Raw genomic sequence first — 17,503 nt, forward strand, 5'->3', positions numbered from 1 at the left:
CAAACTCGAGGGAACGAGCATGTTTTCAGGGAAAGTCTTCGGAGCCGTTGCGGGGGCGGCGGTCCTGGCTCTGTCCGCGACCGGCGCTTTCGCGCAGGCGAAGGACAAGGTCAAGGTCGGCTTCATCTACGTGGGCCCCGTGGGCGACTTCGGCTGGAGCCACCAGCACGACCAGGGCCGCCAGGCGATCGAGAAGGCCTTTCCGGGCAAGGTGACGACGACCTTCGTGGAGAGCGTGCCGGAGGCTGATTCCGAGCGCGCCATCGAGCAGCTCGCCCGCACGGGCCACGACCTGATCTTCACGACCTCCTTCGGCTTCATGGAGCCGACCCTGAAGGTCGCCAAGAAGTACCCGAACATCAAGTTCGAGCACGCCACCGGCTTCAAGCGCGCCCCGAACCTGTCGACCTATGCGGCCAAGTTCCACGAGGGCCGCTACATCACCGGTGTGATCGCCGGCAAGATGACCAAGTCCAACGTGATCGGCTATGTGGGCGCCTTCCCGATCCCGGAAGTGATCGCCGGCATCAACGCCTATTATCTCGGCGCCCAGTCGGTGAACCCGAACGTCAAGATCAAGATCGTGTTCGCCAACACGTGGTTCGACCCGGCGAAGGAAGGCGACGCCGCCAAGGCGCTCCTCGACCAGGGCGTGGACGTGCTCGCCCAGCATACGGACAGCCCGGCTCCGATCCAGGCCGCCGAGGCACGCGGCAAGTTCGGCTTCGGCCAGGCCTCCGACATGGAGCGCTTCGCCCCGAAGGCGCAGCTCACGGCCATCACGGACAACTGGTCGGACTACTACGTGGCCCGCACCAAGGCGGTTCTCGACGGCACCTGGAAGTCCGAGGACACCTGGGGCGGCATCAACGCCCACATGGTCGTGATGACCCCCTACAAGAACATGCCCGACGACGTGAAGAAGATGGCCCAGGACACCGAGGCGGCCATCAAGTCCGGCCAGCTGAACCCCTTCAAGTGCCCGGTCCTCGGCCAGGACGGCAAGGAAATCGAGTGCAAGGGCAACGGCGCCCTCTCGGACGAGCAGGTGCTCGGCATGAACTTCTACGTGAAGGGCATCGAGGACAAGATCCCGCAATAAGCAGTCGCGGGTTCGGAACGACGCGGGGGCAGCCGGGAGCCGGCTGCCCTTTTTCGTGCGGTCCCCTTATCCGTCGACAGTGCGAGGGAGGATGACGAATGGACGAGCAGGCGACGATCCGGCCGGGCGAGGGCGACGTTCTCATCGTGGTGGATATCCAGAACGACTTCCTGCCCGGCGGCGCGCTCGCCGTGCCCGACGGCGACGCCGTGATCGCGCCGATCAACCGGCTCGCGAACGCCTTCCGCCACGTGGTGCTGACCCAGGACTGGCATCCGGCGGGCCACGCCTCCTTCGCGTCGAGCCATCCGGCCAAGGCGCCCTTCGACACGGCTGACCTGCCTTACGGCCCGCAGGTGCTGTGGCCGGACCATTGCGTGCAGGGCACCCCGGGGGCCGAGATCTCCCCCGACCTCCACATCCCGCATGCGCAGCTCGTCATCCGCAAAGGCCACAACGCGGGCATCGACAGCTATTCGGGCTTCAAGGAGGCGGACCGGCGGACCCCGACGGGCCTGGCGGGCTATCTGAGGGAGCGGGGCTTCCGCCGGGTCTTCTGCGCCGGGCTCGCGCTCGATTTCTGCGTCGCCTGGACGGCGCTCGACGCCGCCGAGGCCGGGTTCGAGACGTTCCTGATCGAGGACGCCTCGCGGGCGATCGACACGAACGGGTCGCTGGAGAAGGCGAGGGCGGATCTAGAGGCCGCGGGCGTCCGGATGGTCCACAGCACGCACATCGGGGGCGCTTGAAGCGTTCGCATCATGGCCGGCCGGTCATCACCGGCATCTTGCCGGCCATCCCGAGCCGGTGAAGCGCGGCGCCTCTCAGAAGCGGGATCACCGGGACAAGCCCGGTGATGACGTCAAGTTGTGCCGAACCGGCCCGCCTTAAGCCACGGTCCCGTGCAGATCGTACTCGTCGGAAGCCTCGATCCGCACGTTGACGATCTCGCCCGGCTTGAGCGGGGTCTTGGACGCCACATAGACGACGCCGTCGATCTCGGGGGCGTCGTACTTCGTGCGGCCGGTCGCCACCGTGGATCCCGGATCGTCGATGATGACCGGCAGGGTCCTGCCGACCTTCGCCTTCAGGATCCCGGCGCTGACCGTCTGCTGGGTCTGCATGAAGCGGTGCCAGCGCTCCTCCTTCACCTCCGGCGGCACGGCGCCGTCGATGTCGTTGGCGGGCGCCCCTTGGACCGGCTCGTACTGGAAGCAGCCGGCCCGGTCGATCCTGGCGTCCTTCAGCCACTGCATCAGGAAGTCCACGTCCTCCTCGGTCTCGCCGGGGAAGCCGACGATGAAGGTCGACCGGATGGCGAGGTCCGGGCAGATCTCGCGCCATTTGCGGATGCGCTCCAGGGTCCTCTCCTGGTTGCCCGGGCGGCGCATGGACTTCAGGACCCGCGGGGAGGCGTGCTGGAACGGGATGTCGAGATAGGGGAGGATCTTGCCCTCGGCCATCAGCGGGATGACCTCGTCCACATGCGGGTAAGGGTAGACGTAGTGCATGCGCACCCACATGCCGAGATCGCCAAGCTCCCGGGCAAGCTCGAAGAACCGGGTGCGGACCTCCCGGTCCTTCCACAGGCTCGGCTGGTACTTGATGTCGAGCCCGTAGGCGCTGGTGTCCTGCGAGATCACCAGAAGCTCCTTCACGCCCGCGCGGGCGAGCCGCTCCGCCTCGCGCAGCACGTCGGCGATGGGACGGCTGACCAGGTCGCCGCGCAGCTTGGGGATGATGCAGAAGGAGCAGCGGTTGTTGCAGCCCTCCGAGATCTTCAGATAGGCGTAGTGGCGCGGGGTGAGCTTCACGCCCTGGGGCGGCACGAGATCGACGAAGGGGTCGTGCGCCGGCGGCGCGGCCTGGTGCACGGCCGAGACGACGGATTCGTAGGCCTGCGGTCCGGTGATCGCCAGGACGTTCGGGAACTGGTCGCGGATCTGCTCCGGCTCGGCGCCCATGCAGCCGGTCACGATGACCTTGCCGTTCTCCGCCATGGCATCGCCGATGGCTTCCAGCGACTCGGCCTTGGCGCTGTCGAGGAAACCGCAGGTGTTGACGATCACCACGTCGGCCCCGTCGTGCTCCTTGGTGAGCTGGTAGCCCTGGGCCCGGAGCTGGGTGATGATGCGTTCGGAATCCACCAGGGCCTTGGGGCACCCTAAGGAAACGAACGAGACTTTCGGCGCGGGAGCATTCATCCGCCACATCCACTTGTTCTAATCGAAACTGACATCCGTGCGGTGCCCCGCCCAGGCCGCATCAATGCGAAGTCACGGCGGAAGGACCTGTCGATCGAGGGCAGGAACACCCGGCCCATCCGGCGAAACCGCGCCCGGACCGGCCCGATCTGCCGCCTGGATCGATCCAGCGCCTCGCGCAGGCGTTCCCCGATAGGAGGAAGCGCGCGACCGAAGACGCGCGTGTGCCTTTACAGCACCGGGTCGGCCTTTACAACATCCGGCTTTGACGCGGGTCCGATCAGGCCGGCTCGGTCCATTCCAGTTCCTTCCGGGCGATCTCCCGCACGACCCTGTCGGCGAACAGCCGAAGCTCGGCCTTGTCGCCGCGGGAGAAGGCGCGGGGCTTGGTATCGAGCAGGCACAGGGCCCCGAGGCGGATATCCTTCAGGAAGATCAACGGAGCGCCGGCATAGGATCGGATATGGGGCGCTCCCGTCACGAAGTGGTTGGTCCTGAACCGCTCGTCCGCCAAGGCGTCCTCGACCACGAAGACGTCGTCGCGCAGGATCGTGTAATTGCAGAAGGCCGCCTCCCGCCGGGTCTCCCCGGTCTCGAGGCCCCGGGCCGCCTTGATGAGCTGACGGGCGCGGTCGATCAGGGTGATGGTGCACATCGGCACGTGGAAATGAGCGCGGACCTCGTCGCAGATCCCGTCCAGGGCCGGATCGGCCCGGGATGTGAGGGCGCCGGTTTCAAGGAGAGCTCGCAGGCGCTCTTCTTCATGAGGACCTGTCGGAAACGGCATGGAACACCTTTCTACGCAAACTCTCAGGCCGGGTGCGGCTCCGCAAAGCTCGGCTCAACCGGGCGCACACTCAATGGCAATCCTGCATAGTCCAGCTTCACCGGAGAGGTAAGCCCGGATGATGCAATAACATGGCCGCACCATTGCGACGCCCTCCGGTCGGGCAGCGTCAGGCACCGGAAACCGGGCGGTCGGGAGCATGACCGAAGGCATCCTTGACCGCGTGCCAGGCGGGCTTGCGCCGGAAGGCGCGGTCGTGGAGGAGCGGCCTCTGAGGAGCTCCGTCGGCCCGCGGCCTGAACCCGTTGAGCCAGGTGGAGCCGTCGCTCAGCCCCCAGGTGCTCACGGCGCGGACGGCGCCCTCCGCGAGGACGAGATCGAGATACGCCCGGTAGGTATCGGCCACGATGGCATCGCGCCGCGTCCGGTCCCGGGGGCAGAGATGGTCGGAGACGTCCAGCTCGGTGATCATCACGGCGAGGCCCATGCGCTCGATCTCCCGCAGGAAGGCGCGGAGCTGCGGATGCTCCCGGGGCTGTTCGAGGGCTGTCAGGTGCGACTGGATCCCGAGGCATCCGATCGGCGTGCCCCTGGCGAGCTCCCGTTCGAGGAGACGCAGCATCATCCGCCGCTTCGTCTCCGCCTCGGGATGGGCGTATTCCAGGCCCATTTCGTTGAGGACCAGAAGGGCCGCCGGGTCGAGATCGGCCGCCCGGCGGAACGCCGTCGCGAGATAGTCGGGGCCCAGGGCATGGAGAAACCGCGAGCGGCGCAGCCCGTCGCCTCGTCCCTGGGAGGAGTCGAGGGGTTCGTTGATCACGTCCCAGGAATGCAGGCGGCCGGCATAGCGCGCCACGGTCGTCTCGAGATGCCGCAGGGCCGCTTCCTCGAACCGGCGGTCCGACCCTTCGCGCCAGGCGGCCGGGACGGCCTCGTGCCACCAGAGCGTATGGCCGTGGACGGCGAGGCCGTTATCCGCCGCAAAGGCGACGAGCCTGTCGGAGGCCGAATAATCGGGCCTGTGAGGATCGGCGCCGATCACGTCCCACTTCATCTCGTATTCGGCCGTAACCAGGTTGCAATTCTTGAGTATTGCGCGCCGGAGCGGTTGCAAGGACAGGTCAGAGGTGCAAAGAGCGGTGCCGAAAAGCAGGTCTCGGCGAACGGCAACGCTCGACAAGCCATCCCGACTAAGGCCATGCTGGGCCATCAATTCCTAGTCCGCGAAGAAAATCGTCCATCGTGATGTAAACCGATTGCAGCGATTGCAGATCCCGCCTCATGAAGATCCGCCACACCCTCCTGATATTGACGGCTTTCCTGGGAATCGCCCTGCTGGTCGCGGTTTCGATCCAGATTCGCGCCGAGCTTCTCGATTACCAGACCGCGCAACGCCTGGCGGCGTCGAACGCGGTTCGCGAACAGCTTCTTCTCGGAACCGAGGCCCTCGCCAACGAACGAAGCCAGACCTTCGTGGCGCTGCTCGATCCAGGCCGCCGGATCGGGAGGCCCGGGAGCCTGGAAGAGGCTCGGCGCCGGGTCGACTCGTTTCTCGGAGCCGCGGAACGGGAGCTGAAGGGCACGGCCGGTTTCATCAGCAGCACCGATGCGGGCCTGGCGGCTTTGGCCCGGATCCGCGAGGATATCGGGGGGCTGCGCAGGCAGGCCGATACCTCCCTCGCGTCCGATCGGCCGCAGCGGGGCGGTGAATTCGCGCCGCGCTGGTTCCAGGAAGCGACCCGTCTCATCGGGGACCTGCAATCCTCGCGCCTGACGCTGCTCCAGCAGGAGCGACCGCTGGAGCCAACCCTGCGCGCGGAGGCGAACCTGAGGACCCAGGCCGGGATCCTGAGCGAGAGCATCGCACGCAACCAGGCGCTCATGAGTCGCGCGCTGATGGAGCCCGGAACCGTCGGGGGGCTGGAATTCGACGCCATCAGCCGCAATGCCGGCCGGGCCGGTCTCGCCTGGGAGCTGATCGACGGGCAACTGGGCTCTCCTCTGAGCCCATCGGTCACCGCGGCGATCGCGGCCACGCGGGAGGATTACACCTCGACCTTCGCGCCGCTCCAGCAATCGCTTCTGAATTCCCTGCTGAGCAAGGTGCCGATCGGGATCGACGCGGCCCAATGGTACGACGCCACGGACCATTCCCTGCGCAACATCGCCCACTTGCAGCAGGAACTGCTCGGGAGCTCTCGCAACCGCCTCGAGGCCACGCTTCGCCGGGCCCGCCTGTCGGTCCTGCAATGGTCCGGGCTTCTGCTCCTCGGGATCGCGGCGGTGATCGGCAGCGTCCTGGTGGTCCGCCGACGGGTGGTGCAGCCCCTCGAGGCGCTGAGCCAGACCATGCTGAGGCTCGCCGACAACGACCTCTCCACACCGCTCCCGCGGCTGATGCGCGCCGACGAGATCGGCGAGATGAACGACGCGCTGCGCGTCTTCAAGGCCAACGCGATCCAGCGGGAGCGGGCGCAGAACGAGAAGCAGGTTCTCCACGCCCGCCTGAGGGAGACCTACCGGCAGCTTCGCAAGGATCTCGAGGCTGCCGCCGTCATCCAGGGCGCCATGCTGCCTCCGGCGGCCGCCATGGGCAACGTGAGCTACCGGGGGCTCTACCGCCCCTCGAGCCTGATCGCCGGCGATACCTACAACGTGTTGCGCCGCAATGACGGCGGGATCGGATTCTTCCAGGTGGATGTGGCCGGCCATGGGGCGGCGGCGGCTCTCGTGTCCGTCGCCTGTCACCATACCCTGTCCCAGGCGATCCTGACGCGGACCCAGGGGATGCGCCTGGAAGAGATCGCCGCCCAGATCAACAACGACTGGCCCGAGGATCTTCCGTACTTCACCATGATCCTCGGCGAGATCCATCCCCGGACCCACCAGGCCAGCATCGTGCAGGCGGGGCATCCCTCGCCGGTGGTGATCCGGTCGGACGGGCTCGTCGAGATGCTCGGCGAGGGCGGGTTCCCCATCGGCATGTTCCCGGCGGCCGCCTATGAGCGCCTGGATTTCGAGTTCGCGCCGCACGACCGGCTCCTGATCTACTCGGACGGGTTGGTGGAAGCCGAAGACAAGGACGGAGAGCAGTTCTCGGAGGAACGCCTGCGCCGCATCGTCGGCGAAAATGCCACGGATTCCACCCGCGCGCTCCTCGACCGGCTCGATGTCGCGGTGCGGACGTGGCGCGGCTCTGAAACCCTGGACGACGATTTGAGCGTTCTCATGCTGGAGCGCTTGCCTGAAAGGATCCCTGTCGATGCTGTCCACTGATCTTCGTAACAATGTCCTGGTCGTCCGGGTGTCGGAAAGGCGGATCGACGCGAGCCGGGCGCCAGCCTTCAAGGACGAGATCACGAAGTGCATCGAGGCCGGCCAGAACCAGATCGTCCTGGATCTGAGCGGCGTCGAGTTCATCGACAGTTCGGGTCTCGGCGCCCTTGTTTCGTGCCTCAAGCGCCTTGGTCCGCGGGGGAGCCTTGCGGTGGCGGGCGCCACGGGGGCGGTCAGCCGACTGTTCACCCTGACCCGGATGGACAAGGTCTTCACCCTTCATCCGAACGTGGAATCCGCCGTCGAACAGCTTTCTGCCTGATCGGTCGCCGCGAGAGAGCAGGAAGAAACAGGAATGGTCGCCTCCATCAGCCTTTCCATCGACAGCGACCTCGACAAGGTCTCCCTCCTGGCACGCGCCGTGCGGGCCCTGTGCGAGGACTTCCTCGGCCCTGACGACCTCGACGCCGTGGAACTCAGCCTCGTCGAGGCCATCAACAACGTCATCAAGCACGGCTATCACGGAGAGAAGGGCAAGGACGTCCAGGTCGCCGTCGGGCTCCAGGCCGACCGGATCGTGATCGACGTGATCGATCACGCGCTTCCAATGGCGGCCGGGGTCCTGGAACAGGCGTCCGACGATCCGTTCACCTTCGACGAGACCGATCTGGCCGAGATCCCGGAGGGCGGCATGGGCCTGGCCCTCATCCATATGAACATGGACGAGGTCGAGTACGTGTCGAACGAATCGGAGAACCGCCTGCGGATGGTCAAGCGGATCGCCCGCCCCGGGTCCTGACGTCAGCTTCTCGGCGACGCGTTGAGCCCTGCGATCCTGTCCTGGAGCGACGGGAACGCGACGGCGGCCGAGCCGAGCGCGGCGTCCACCACCGTGCTGGGCTCGCCGCGCCGGCGTTCCATGTCGGCGACGACCCGTTGCGCCCGCGTCAGGCCGTCTTCGGGCCTCAGGATGCCGAGCTGCACGGCCGACGAGAGGGTGGACAGAAGGGCCGCCCGGGTGGTGGGGCTGTCGGGATCGGCGCCGTAAGCCTCTTCCGAGCGCTGGAGATTCGTGCGCACCGCAGCCTCGATGGCGGGCGAGACCGTCGCCGGCGCGTTCCTCTGCCGGGACAGTTCCGTCGCGACCCGGCCCTGGATATGCGCCTCGGTGTCGAGCGCTTCGAGATAGATGATGATTCCGGTCGAGATCGCCAGCGCGGCGATGAAGGTAAGCTGCCCCCGGGCCTTGAGGAGGCCATCCCTGAAAGTCACCGTTGAGCCTCCGGTAAGCTTGGAACGCGATACTGAAACGGGTTGCCGTCCCCATAGCGGGGACGAGGTGCCGACATTAGAAGTTCGTCCCGGTCCCTGGCAAGCGAGCAGGCAGAGGTCCATGTGGAGCAACGGCGGCTTCTTGACTCGCTGACACGTTGGAACATTCTTGTTCGATCGCATTCCGATCAGCGACGGTTGGCGTCTCCCACCGCGACGTCCAGATCGGAATTCATTCGATCGAAACTTTTTGCGGCAAGGCTCCGGCTTCCCTGCCATGGCCATCTCCGCTAAAGGCTCGCTCGACCGTTCCGGCGTCAGGTAGAAGAAGCAGAATTCGATGAACTCTCCGGCGTCAGGACCGGCGCTTTTCATTCAGCCGCATTATGACGATGTTCCCCTGTCCTGCGGCGGAACCGTCGCGCTTCTGGCCGAGCATGGGCACGAGCCGCGCATGGTGACCGTCTTCGCCGGCGAGCTGGTCGACGAAATGGTCGGCCCCTTCGCCGCCTGGAAGCACGAGCGCTGGAAGGTCACGGATGCCGAGCAGGTGCTCGCCGTCCGGCGCGCCGAGGATGCCGACGCCGCCCGCACGCTCGGCGCTCCGGTCCGCTGGCTGGGCATGCCGGACGCCATCTATTGCGGCGACCGCTACAAGTCCGATCAGGAGCTGTTCGGCCCTCTGATCGGCGAGGAGCTCGAGCTGGCGATGCACTTGGCCGAGGAGATCCGCCACCTGCCGGAATGGTGCGAGGGGATCCGTGTCTTCGTTCCGCTCGGCGTCGGGTCCCATGTCGACCACCAGCTCGTGTTCGAGGCGGGCCGCAGCCTGGCCGGGCAGGGGGCGCAGGTCTACGCCTACGAGGATTGCCCCTATGCGATCCATACGCCGGCCGGCGTTACGGCGCGCCTCGCCGCGCTGGGTGGCGCCGTCGGCGAGCCCGTCCTCGTCCCGATCGGCTATGCCCTCGACACGCGTCTCGACGCCATTGCGTGCTACCGGTCGCAGGTGCCGGTGATCTTCCGCTTCACGGCCGATTTCCGGAGCGCCGTCGCGGAGTTCGCCATCCGGACCGGCGGCGCGTCGGGTCCGGCCGAGCGGTTCTGGCCCGTTCGTCCGCACGGTTCCCCGTGATGGTCGTCCACGTGGAGCACCTGGCCGGGGCCGTGGCCCACCTGCGCCTCCAGGGCCGGCTGGATGCCGCCGCCGCGCCCGGGCTCAGGGCCCGCCTGGACGGCGCGCTCGCCGGTGGGGCGACGCAGGTCCTCGTCGATCTGGCCGAGGTGCCGTTCATCGACAGCACGGGCCTCGGCGTGCTGGTGTCCGGCCTCAAGGCCGCGCGCAGGGCCGACGGCAACCTGCGTCTCGTCGCGCCCGGTCCTCAGGTGCGCAGGCTCATGCGCCTCACGGCCCTGGACCGGGTCTTCACCATTCTGGAGACCGTCTAGAGCCTCGGACCCAAAAGTGGACACCACTTTTGGGATTTATCCGAGGCTCATTCTCTTGACCGGCGCATCGGATGAGACGGACCCAGCGGGCCGCGCAAGCGACCCGAAGGGCCACGCCAGTGAATGCCGGGTCCACTTTTCCGTCCGATGCGCTAGCCCATCGTGCGGACGAAATCGGGCCTCGGTCGCGTCCCGAACGATGCGCCAGCCAAGAGTGGAGCATCGGATCCGATCCCGAAGGTGGAGCCCGCTTTCGGGTCCGACGCTTTAGAGCCCCGTCGGCAGCGCGCCTTCGGTGATGGCCGCCTCGTACTCGGGATCCGGCTGCCAGTACGCCGCCCGGATCACCGGGAGCATGGACAGGGCATTGCTCAACCCCCAGAGCGTGTTGGCGATCATCGCCCCGAGCGTGTAGCCCTCGCGGCCGGTCCCGAACGAGTACCAGCCCCAGATCAGACCCGCCAGGGTGACGATCACGAGCCCGATCTGCCACCGGACGAGGCGGCCATAAGTGCCCACCTGGCGGTCCTTCGGCGTGACCGGGAACGAAATCTTCTGGCCTCTCACCACGGCCCAGAGGGCCTGGAGGTTCAGCGGGAACATGGCGAGGTACCAGGCCCGCCCCTTGGCGTTCGAATTGCCCCACATCGCGACGAGCTGCGACAGCTCGTTGAGAAGCAGGAACGGCGCGATGTGGAGGAAGAAGTCGAGCGAGTAGCCGGACACCGGAGCGATGCCCGAAAAGAGGAACACGATGGGCGAGACCAGGAAGATCACGTTCCAGAGCGGCGACAGGTACGAATAGAAGGTGGAGCCGTACATGAGCTTCTGCGGCAGCGTCAGGCCACGGCGGACGAGCGGGTTGTCATGGGCCAGGATGTCCAGGGTGCCGCCCGCGTACTTGAAGCGCTGGATGGTCCAGCTGAGGAGGTCGTTGGGGGACAGCATCTTGGACTGGACCACGGGGTGGAGGACGGATTTCCATCCGCGCTCCCGGTCGCTGTGGAGCACGATCGACGTGTAGATGTCCTCCGACACGTGGAACTTGTAGGGCTGGAACTCCTCGTCGAGGGCGCTCTGCCAGCGCATGGCGTCGCTGATCGAGTCCGTGATGACGGCCTCGCCGGTCAGCTCGCGGGCGGCCGTCTCGTTGCGGCCCGCGGCGGCCGCCACCTGATCCGACCATTGCCGCAGCGCCGCCTCCATGACGGCCTCGCGGCGATGGATCGAGCCGGCCCCGCAGCAGAAGCTCGCATTGGCCCAATTCCGCCGGCGCTGGATCACGTCGAAGAAGAGCTGGGGGTCGTTGGCGAACGGATCCTCGCCGATCTGAACCGCGCCGAAGATCCGTTCGAAGGCGCGGCCGAGACCGCGGCCGAAAGCGCCCAGGCGCCGTTCGAGCGCAGCCGGCAGGGGCACGCCCGGCGGGATGTCGTAGAACCAGTGGGGGGTCTGGACCCACGCCACCTTGGGATCGCGGAAATAGCCGAGCGTCTCCTCGAGAAAGGTCGGGAAGGGGTGCATGTCGGCATCGCAGATCAGGATGAAATCGCCCGACGTGGCCGACATGGCATTGCGGAGGTTCCCGGCCTTGAACCCGACATTGTCGGACCGGGTGATGTAGTTGACCCCTTCCTCGCGGGCGACCGCCTCCATGGCCGGCCGCTTGCCGTCGTCGAGCACGTGGATCTGGAGGCTGATGGGGTAGGGATAGGTGAGCTTCTTGGAATGCTGCAGGCCCACCCGGACCAGTTCGGGATCCTCGCTGTAGGTGGCGACGAAGACGTCGACCGAGACGGGGCGGTCCGGCATGTCGGGATCGTCCGAGCACTCGCGGGCCGTCGCGGGGAGCGCACCGCGGACCGGAGACTTCGCCGACCAGAGATTGACCGTGAAGAACACGAGCCCGATGAAGGATCCCGTCTCGGCGATCAGCAGCGGGATCGAGAACCAGAGGGCGTCGTAGTTGATCGATTTCAGCCAGCGCCATCCCAGATACCACGTGCCGAACACGAGGCTCGCCGTGCAGAGGAACTGCCAGATCGTTTCGTGCAGGGGAGAATAGGGCAGCGGTGTCCAGGGCTTCTGAGTTTGGAAACGCGAGGCAGGGCGGGACAAGAACGGCAACTCCCAAAAAGTTGGAGGCGATAACCTCTGGCCGAGGAAGGAACTTAGGCTATTTTTGAGGAAAGAAACCCATGCAGGCGTTGCGACCCCGTGAAAGATGATCTTTACCTGCTATAAGGCCGAATTCCAGATATTGATCCTCCCGACCATAGTTCACGATTCGAGATTCCGAGACGATGTTTCCACGCAGGCTTGCCCTTCACGTGTGTTTCGCAAGCCTGCTGGTCCTGTTCGGGGCGGGTCTCGGCCCGTCGCGGGCCTGGGCCCAGTCGGCCGACGAGGTGGTGGAGCAGGCCCGCCAGGCCGCCGGCGCGAACGACAACCGGGAGGCCGCGCGTCTCTTCGAACAGGCGATCGTCCTGGCGCCTGAGCGCCGTCGCGACCTGCTCCTCGAATATGCCGATCAGGTCACCTATTCCGGCCGTCCCGCCGACGCGGTGCCGCTCTACCGGGAGTTTCTCTCCCATTCCGGCCTCGAGGCCGACATCCGGCAACGCGCCGAGCGGGGGCTCGCTTTCGCCCTCTTGTGGGGCAGCCGCTTCCAGGAAGCGGTGGCCGCCTGGGAGGCGCGCCTGCGCGCCGATCCGACCAGCGACGAGGCCCGAAAAGCCCTGTCCGACGCTCTCGTGGGCGCTGCCCGGCAGGCCGGGGAGCGCAATGAGAACGCCAATGCCGTCCCGCTCTTCGCCCGGGCGATCGAAGCGGCACCCGGGCGGCGTCAGGAACTGCTGCCGGAATGGGCCGACCAGACCGCCTATGCCGGCCAGCCGGCTCAGGCCGTTCCTCTCTACCGGGAAGCCTTGCGCGATGGCGGCCGCCCGGCGGACCAGCAGCGACGCCTGAGGCGCGGCCTTGCCTTCGCGCTGCTCTGGAGCGGTCAGTTCCCGGCCGCCGTGGGAGCCCTCGAGGAGGCCCTTCGGGAGGCGCCCGAGGACGCCCAGCTGCGCCAGGGGCTGGCCGATGCGCGCGCCGGGGCGAGCCGTCCGGCCGCGCCGACCGTCCAGGCTGCGCCAGCCGCGCCGGCGGCACCGCCCGCGCCGGCGGCCGCTCCGGCCGATGCGGCGATCGCCGCGGCCCGGGAGGCCGCGGGTCGTGGGGCGAACAAGGAGGCCGCGGCACTCTTCGAACGCGCGATCGCGCTCGACCCGTCGAAGCGCGGCCAGATCGGACGGGAATATGCGGACCAGCTCGCCTATTCGGGCGAGCCGGGCCGGGCGGTGCCTGTCTATCGCGAGGTTCTCGCGCGCCGGGATCTCGCCCCGGCCGAGCGCCGGCCGGTCGAGAGGTCGCTGGCCTTCGCCCTGTTGTGGAGCAGCCAGTTCCCACAGGCCATCGAGGCCTGGGACACGATCCTGAGGGCGGACCGGGGCGACGCGGAGGCCCGCAAGGCTCTCTCGGACGCGTATGTCGGGGCCGCCCGCCAATCCGCCCAGAGGACGAAAAACGCCGATGCCGCCACGTTCTTCCGGCAAGCCATCGAGGCCGCTCCGCAGCGGCGTCAGGAATTGCTGCCGGAATACGCCGACCAGGTGGTCTATTCGGGCGATCCGGCGCGGGCCGTGCCGCTGTACCGGGAGGCTCTTCGCGACGGGCAGCGCCCGGAGGCCGAGCGCCGGCGCGTCCGGCGCGGGCTGGCCTTCGCCCTGCTCTGGAGCAGCCAGTTCCGGGAAGCGATCTCCGCGTGGCAGAGCATCCTGCGGGAGAACCCGCGCGACGCGGAGGCGCGCAAGGCCTTCTCCGACGCCCTCGTGGGCGCTGCGCGTCAGGCCGCCGGCCAGGCCCGCAACGCCGAGGCGGTCAACCTGTTCGAGCGCGCCCTGACGGTGATGCCGGGCCGCCGCCGGGAGCTGCTGCGGGAATATGCCGAGCAGGTCCTCTATGCGGGCCAGCCCCTGCGAGCCGTTCCGCTGTTCCAGGAGATCCTGGAGCGGCCCGACCTCACGGGCAAGGAGAAGCGCGACGCGCAGCTCGGATTGGCCCGCGCGCTCGCCTGGAGCGGCCAGCAGAAACTCGCCATCCCGGTCTTCAGCGAGATCATCGCGTCCGATCCCCGTGACGTGGAGGCTCTGGTCGGGCGCGGCAACGCGCTCAACGACATCACCCGCCACCAGGCCGCACTGGTCGATTTCGAGGCGGTCCTCGCCCTGCAGCCGCGCAACGTGGAGGCGATCCGCGGCGCCGCGACGGCGGAACGATCCATGGGGCTTCCGCGCGCCGCGCTGGCCCGCCTGGAGCCTCTCCTGGCAGCCGGCGACCGCAACCCGGCGACCCTGTTCATCGCCGCCCAGGCACGGAACGAGATGGGCCGCCCCGACCTGTCCGAGACCTATGCTCGGGCCGTGCTCGCGGCGAAGCCCGGGGACGAGGGCGCTCAGCGCCTCCTCGATCAGCTCTATCTCGAGCGTCGCCCCCTGACTCAAATCGAGACCTGGTATGCGAGGCGCTCCGACGATCTGGCGATTTGGTCGCTGCAGGCCTCGCACGAGCTGACGTTCAATGCCGGCCTGACCAAGTTCGCCTCTCAGACGCGCTTCATGCGCTACAGGGGCGCGGATTTCCCCAGCGTCGACATGTACAGCCTCGGCCTGGCGGGCCGCCACCGGTTCAACGATTATCTGGAGTTCAAGACCTCGTTCTTCCTGAACCTGGAGGAGGAGATCCCGAGCCGGGTCAGTCCGAAGGACGAGCAGGACGTGACCTTCACCCACGAGACGACCCTGAGCCTGATTCCGTCCGATCTCCTGCGGTTCGACCTCGATCTGGGGCGGCGCTACGCGGACGAGAACACGCGCTCCATCGTGAACGACATCCTCGCGAACGATTTCGGGTTCTCGGTGGATCTCACGCCGGATAACGCCACCCGGTTCAGCGCGCAGGGGATCTACAGCCAGTATTCGGACGGCAACGAGCGCGTCTGGGGCCAATTCGAAGCGGCCAAGCGGTTGACCGCCAACCCCTATTTCTGGCTCGGCGCCCGCTACACGGGTTTCGAGTTCAAGGAGGTGCTCGACAACGGATACTGGAACCCGAAGCGTTACCAGTCCCTCGAGGCGACCCTGCAGTTCTACGGTCCTCTCGCGGACAAGTGGTGGTTCGACATCCAGGCGGCCGCGGGATACGGCTTCAGCGAGCCGGGCGAGGTGGGTTTCGTCTCCTATACGTCGGCGCGCCTGAACTACGACTTCACCCAGCAGGCTTCCTTCGCGCTCTACGCCAACTACCTCATCTCCTATGCCCGCTCGTCAGACGACGACGGCAGCTTCAATCCGCAACAGGACGACGAGCCGTTCAGCCGCTGGTCCGTCGGCGGCCAGCTGCGGGTGCGGTGGTGATCCGCAGCGCGACGGCACGGGTCCCGGCAGGGTTTCAACGAAGAACGAGGGCTTGCCGTCGCTTGTTGCCGTGATGTGAGGGCAGGGCACCCGGCGAGATCTCGCTTTGCGCGGCTGAACGAGCGCCTCCCTCTCGTGGCTGTTGGCGTGGCTCTTGGCTGAATGCCTCGCGACGAAACGGAGGCGGGCGAGAGTCCCGCCCGCCTCCCTGGCTCATGCCCAACTCCGTCAGGCGCCCACTTGCGGAACTTTCTCCGCCATTGGCCTGCTGACGCGATTCCGGGCGGCGCTCCACAGCCGCGAGCGGCCGCCGCTCAAATGATCGAAGACCGAGGGGGCGACCGCGTTGAGCACCCATGCGGCGCCGATGGTCAGGGCGACCGAGAGAATCGAACTGCCGAAGAAGTTGATCAGCAACGTGAAGTCGCTGTGATCGGGAAACATGCGGACGAACCAGGCCTTCATGAATTGATTGAGGGGCCAATGAAGCGCATGGAGGAAGAACGCGATCGCCGCAACCTTTCCGATCATTCGCCCCACATAGGTCGATACGAGCAGAGGTGCGATGCCCCACAATGCGACGACTCCCAGCAACCGCAGCCCGTCGCTCCAGACGTTGAGCAGGGCTTCGCGCGCCGGTAGATCATCCGGCACGAAGAGGGGAGACAGGGTCCGGACGCCGACGAGCACCAGCAAAGACACCAGGGCGATGATCCCGGCTCGCGGAGTGACCATCGTGGCGACCGGCCAGTTGAGGAGCCGCGCCATGGCGCCGATGTAGAAGAAGAAGAGAACGTCAGGGCGATGGAAAATGTGCCACGCATTGAAGTTCAACAGCCATACGACGAACAGGACCGTGAAGCCGGTCCAGGGCGCTCGCCTGATGACGAAGGCCAGAATCGGCGAGCACAGGACGGTCAGGAACAGGTCCCTCAGAAACCAGAACTGGAAGTTCGCGGGATTCTGAGTCAAGCCGACAAGCGCGTTGATGACGTCCTGCCATTTCAGATTGAAGACGTCATAAGCCAGGATCTCCCCGTAGTTCGGATTGACCGTCAGCACGGTCGCGGCCACCACCAGGGAGATCACGTTCCAGGACATCATGGGGAGGAGAACGGAGCGTACCCGGCTGCGATAGCGCTTGAGATAGAAGGCGACCGAGTGATCGACCTCTCGGAAGAAGAGATATCCCGAGATCGCGCTCAACAGAGGGACCGAACTGAGAAAGATGAAATAGAGATACGAGTTCGCGAATGTCGAAACCGGATAATCGGTTGGCACCAATCCTTCCCATGGATCGTGGGTATAGCCGGGGAACCGGCCGTAGTGCAGGAACACAAGACCGGACACGAGCAGGAATCTCAGTAGATCAATTTGCTCGCGCAGGTTTTCGTCCAGGCTTTTCATATATGATTCTCCACGATGCAATATGCGCCGCGATCAAGACATTATGTCATCGACAGCGGAGATTGAGGACGGATCCTTCGTGGCGAACTCTTCACACTACCGTGAATACTTGTCACTTCAACACCGATCCGCCGCCGGAAAAGGTTTCACAAAAGGCAGGTCTCGACCCGGCATGGCAGATGCGATTCGGCGCATGCGGACTTCCCCGGCAAGGGCCGTGCGCCAACACGACGCGCAGGATGTTAGATCCCGCTCCCCGGCATCACAAGCCGCGCGTATGGGACAGAGGTAGTAGTGGCGTCATGACAAGGCGCCGACCTTGGATTTCGTCGGTAACTCGGCTGGAGTAACGCACGCCATCTCGCCGAGAGGTCCGTTCCCCTACCGCGTCCTGCGCGGCGCCTCGACTCAAATGATCATGAAATCCTTGTGGGTGAGCTTCAGGTTCTTGCTGAGCTGGGCGAATTCCACGGCAGCCTTGCCGCCGGATCCGTCGGGGTCATAGGAGAGAATGCCGGTCTTCTTGTTGTAGAGCAGGTAGTCGTTG

General features: G+C 66.4%; 14 protein-coding genes. 8 read left to right on the plus strand and 6 right to left on the minus strand.

Features of this window, described 5'->3' with window-relative positions; all coding sequences use genetic code 11:
* Nucleotides 1-19 precede the first annotated feature (19 nt).
* Nucleotides 20-1,102 carry a BMP family ABC transporter substrate-binding protein gene (locus tag NF876_RS10415; protein WP_262268732.1) on the plus strand — a complete coding sequence of 361 codons (1,083 nt, stop codon included), beginning with the start codon at nucleotides 20-22 and terminating at the stop codon, nucleotides 1,100-1,102.
* 98 nt (nucleotides 1,103-1,200) lie between these two features.
* Nucleotides 1,201-1,851: a bifunctional nicotinamidase/pyrazinamidase gene (gene pncA, locus NF876_RS10420; RefSeq protein WP_262268733.1), complete on the plus strand. Its 651-nt coding sequence runs from the start codon at nucleotides 1,201-1,203 to the stop codon at nucleotides 1,849-1,851.
* Between the two features lie 138 nt (nucleotides 1,852-1,989).
* Here the strand turns inward: pncA and rimO are convergent, their stop codons facing one another.
* The 3 genes from rimO to NF876_RS10435 all read right to left on the minus strand — a co-directional run bounded on the left by rimO (nucleotide 1,990) and on the right by NF876_RS10435 (nucleotide 5,303).
* Nucleotides 1,990-3,306: a 30S ribosomal protein S12 methylthiotransferase RimO gene (gene rimO / locus NF876_RS10425; protein WP_262268734.1), complete on the minus strand. Its 1,317-nt coding sequence runs from the start codon at nucleotides 3,304-3,306 to the stop codon at nucleotides 1,990-1,992.
* A gap of 280 nt (nucleotides 3,307-3,586) precedes the next feature.
* Nucleotides 3,587-4,093, minus strand: a complete 507-nt coding sequence (locus NF876_RS10430) for a GAF domain-containing protein (RefSeq protein ID WP_262268735.1) — start codon at nucleotides 4,091-4,093, stop codon at nucleotides 3,587-3,589.
* A gap of 169 nt (nucleotides 4,094-4,262) precedes the next feature.
* Entirely contained in the window at nucleotides 4,263-5,303 is a 1,041-nt protein-coding gene (locus NF876_RS10435) for an endo-1,4-beta-xylanase (RefSeq protein WP_262268736.1), read from the minus strand.
* Nucleotides 5,304-5,374: 71 nt separating this feature from the next.
* Between NF876_RS10435 and NF876_RS10440 the strand changes: the two genes are divergently transcribed.
* Genes NF876_RS10440 through NF876_RS10450 form a run of 3 tightly spaced genes read left to right on the plus strand, consistent with a single transcriptional unit; the run spans nucleotide 5,375 to nucleotide 8,168 of the window.
* On the plus strand, nucleotides 5,375-7,369 hold the full coding sequence (locus tag NF876_RS10440; protein WP_262268737.1) for a PP2C family protein-serine/threonine phosphatase: 1,995 nt from the start codon (nucleotides 5,375-5,377) through the stop codon (nucleotides 7,367-7,369).
* Nucleotides 7,356-7,691, plus strand: coding sequence for an STAS domain-containing protein (locus tag NF876_RS10445; RefSeq protein WP_262268738.1), 336 nt, complete (start codon nucleotides 7,356-7,358; stop codon nucleotides 7,689-7,691). The genes NF876_RS10440 and NF876_RS10445 overlap by 14 nt, the downstream gene beginning before the upstream one ends.
* A gap of 33 nt (nucleotides 7,692-7,724) precedes the next feature.
* The gene (locus NF876_RS10450) at nucleotides 7,725-8,168 is read left to right on the plus strand and encodes an ATP-binding protein (protein WP_262268739.1); all 444 of its coding nucleotides are present in this window, start codon (nucleotides 7,725-7,727) and stop codon (nucleotides 8,166-8,168) included.
* 2 nt (nucleotides 8,169-8,170) lie between these two features.
* Here the strand turns inward: NF876_RS10450 and NF876_RS10455 are convergent, their stop codons facing one another.
* Nucleotides 8,171-8,641: a hypothetical protein gene (locus tag NF876_RS10455; RefSeq protein WP_262268740.1), complete on the minus strand. Its 471-nt coding sequence runs from the start codon at nucleotides 8,639-8,641 to the stop codon at nucleotides 8,171-8,173.
* Nucleotides 8,642-8,981: 340 nt separating this feature from the next.
* On the opposite strand from NF876_RS10455, the gene NF876_RS10460 reads away from it, so the two are divergent.
* Both NF876_RS10460 and NF876_RS10465 read left to right on the plus strand, forming a co-directional pair.
* Nucleotides 8,982-9,776, plus strand: coding sequence for a PIG-L deacetylase family protein (locus NF876_RS10460; protein ID WP_262268741.1), 795 nt, complete (start codon nucleotides 8,982-8,984; stop codon nucleotides 9,774-9,776).
* Nucleotides 9,776-10,090, plus strand: coding sequence for an STAS domain-containing protein (locus NF876_RS10465; RefSeq protein WP_262268742.1), 315 nt, complete (start codon nucleotides 9,776-9,778; stop codon nucleotides 10,088-10,090). The genes NF876_RS10460 and NF876_RS10465 overlap by 1 nt, the downstream gene beginning before the upstream one ends.
* Before the next feature lie 267 nt (nucleotides 10,091-10,357).
* Here NF876_RS10465 and NF876_RS10470 read toward each other — a convergent pair whose 3' ends face one another.
* Nucleotides 10,358-12,208, minus strand: a complete 1,851-nt coding sequence (locus NF876_RS10470) for a glycosyltransferase family 2 protein (protein ID WP_262268743.1) — start codon at nucleotides 12,206-12,208, stop codon at nucleotides 10,358-10,360.
* A 185-nt stretch (nucleotides 12,209-12,393) separates the two neighbouring features.
* On the opposite strand from NF876_RS10470, the gene NF876_RS10475 reads away from it, so the two are divergent.
* Complete coding sequence (locus NF876_RS10475; protein WP_262268744.1) at nucleotides 12,394-15,549, plus strand: tetratricopeptide repeat protein; 3,156 nt, start codon at nucleotides 12,394-12,396, stop codon at nucleotides 15,547-15,549.
* 228 nt (nucleotides 15,550-15,777) lie between these two features.
* Here NF876_RS10475 and NF876_RS10480 read toward each other — a convergent pair whose 3' ends face one another.
* Nucleotides 15,778-16,956, minus strand: coding sequence for an acyltransferase family protein (locus NF876_RS10480; protein ID WP_262268745.1), 1,179 nt, complete (start codon nucleotides 16,954-16,956; stop codon nucleotides 15,778-15,780).
* Nucleotides 16,957-17,503: the final 547 nt, after the last annotated feature.

Source organism: Microvirga yunnanensis (assembly GCF_025460875.1).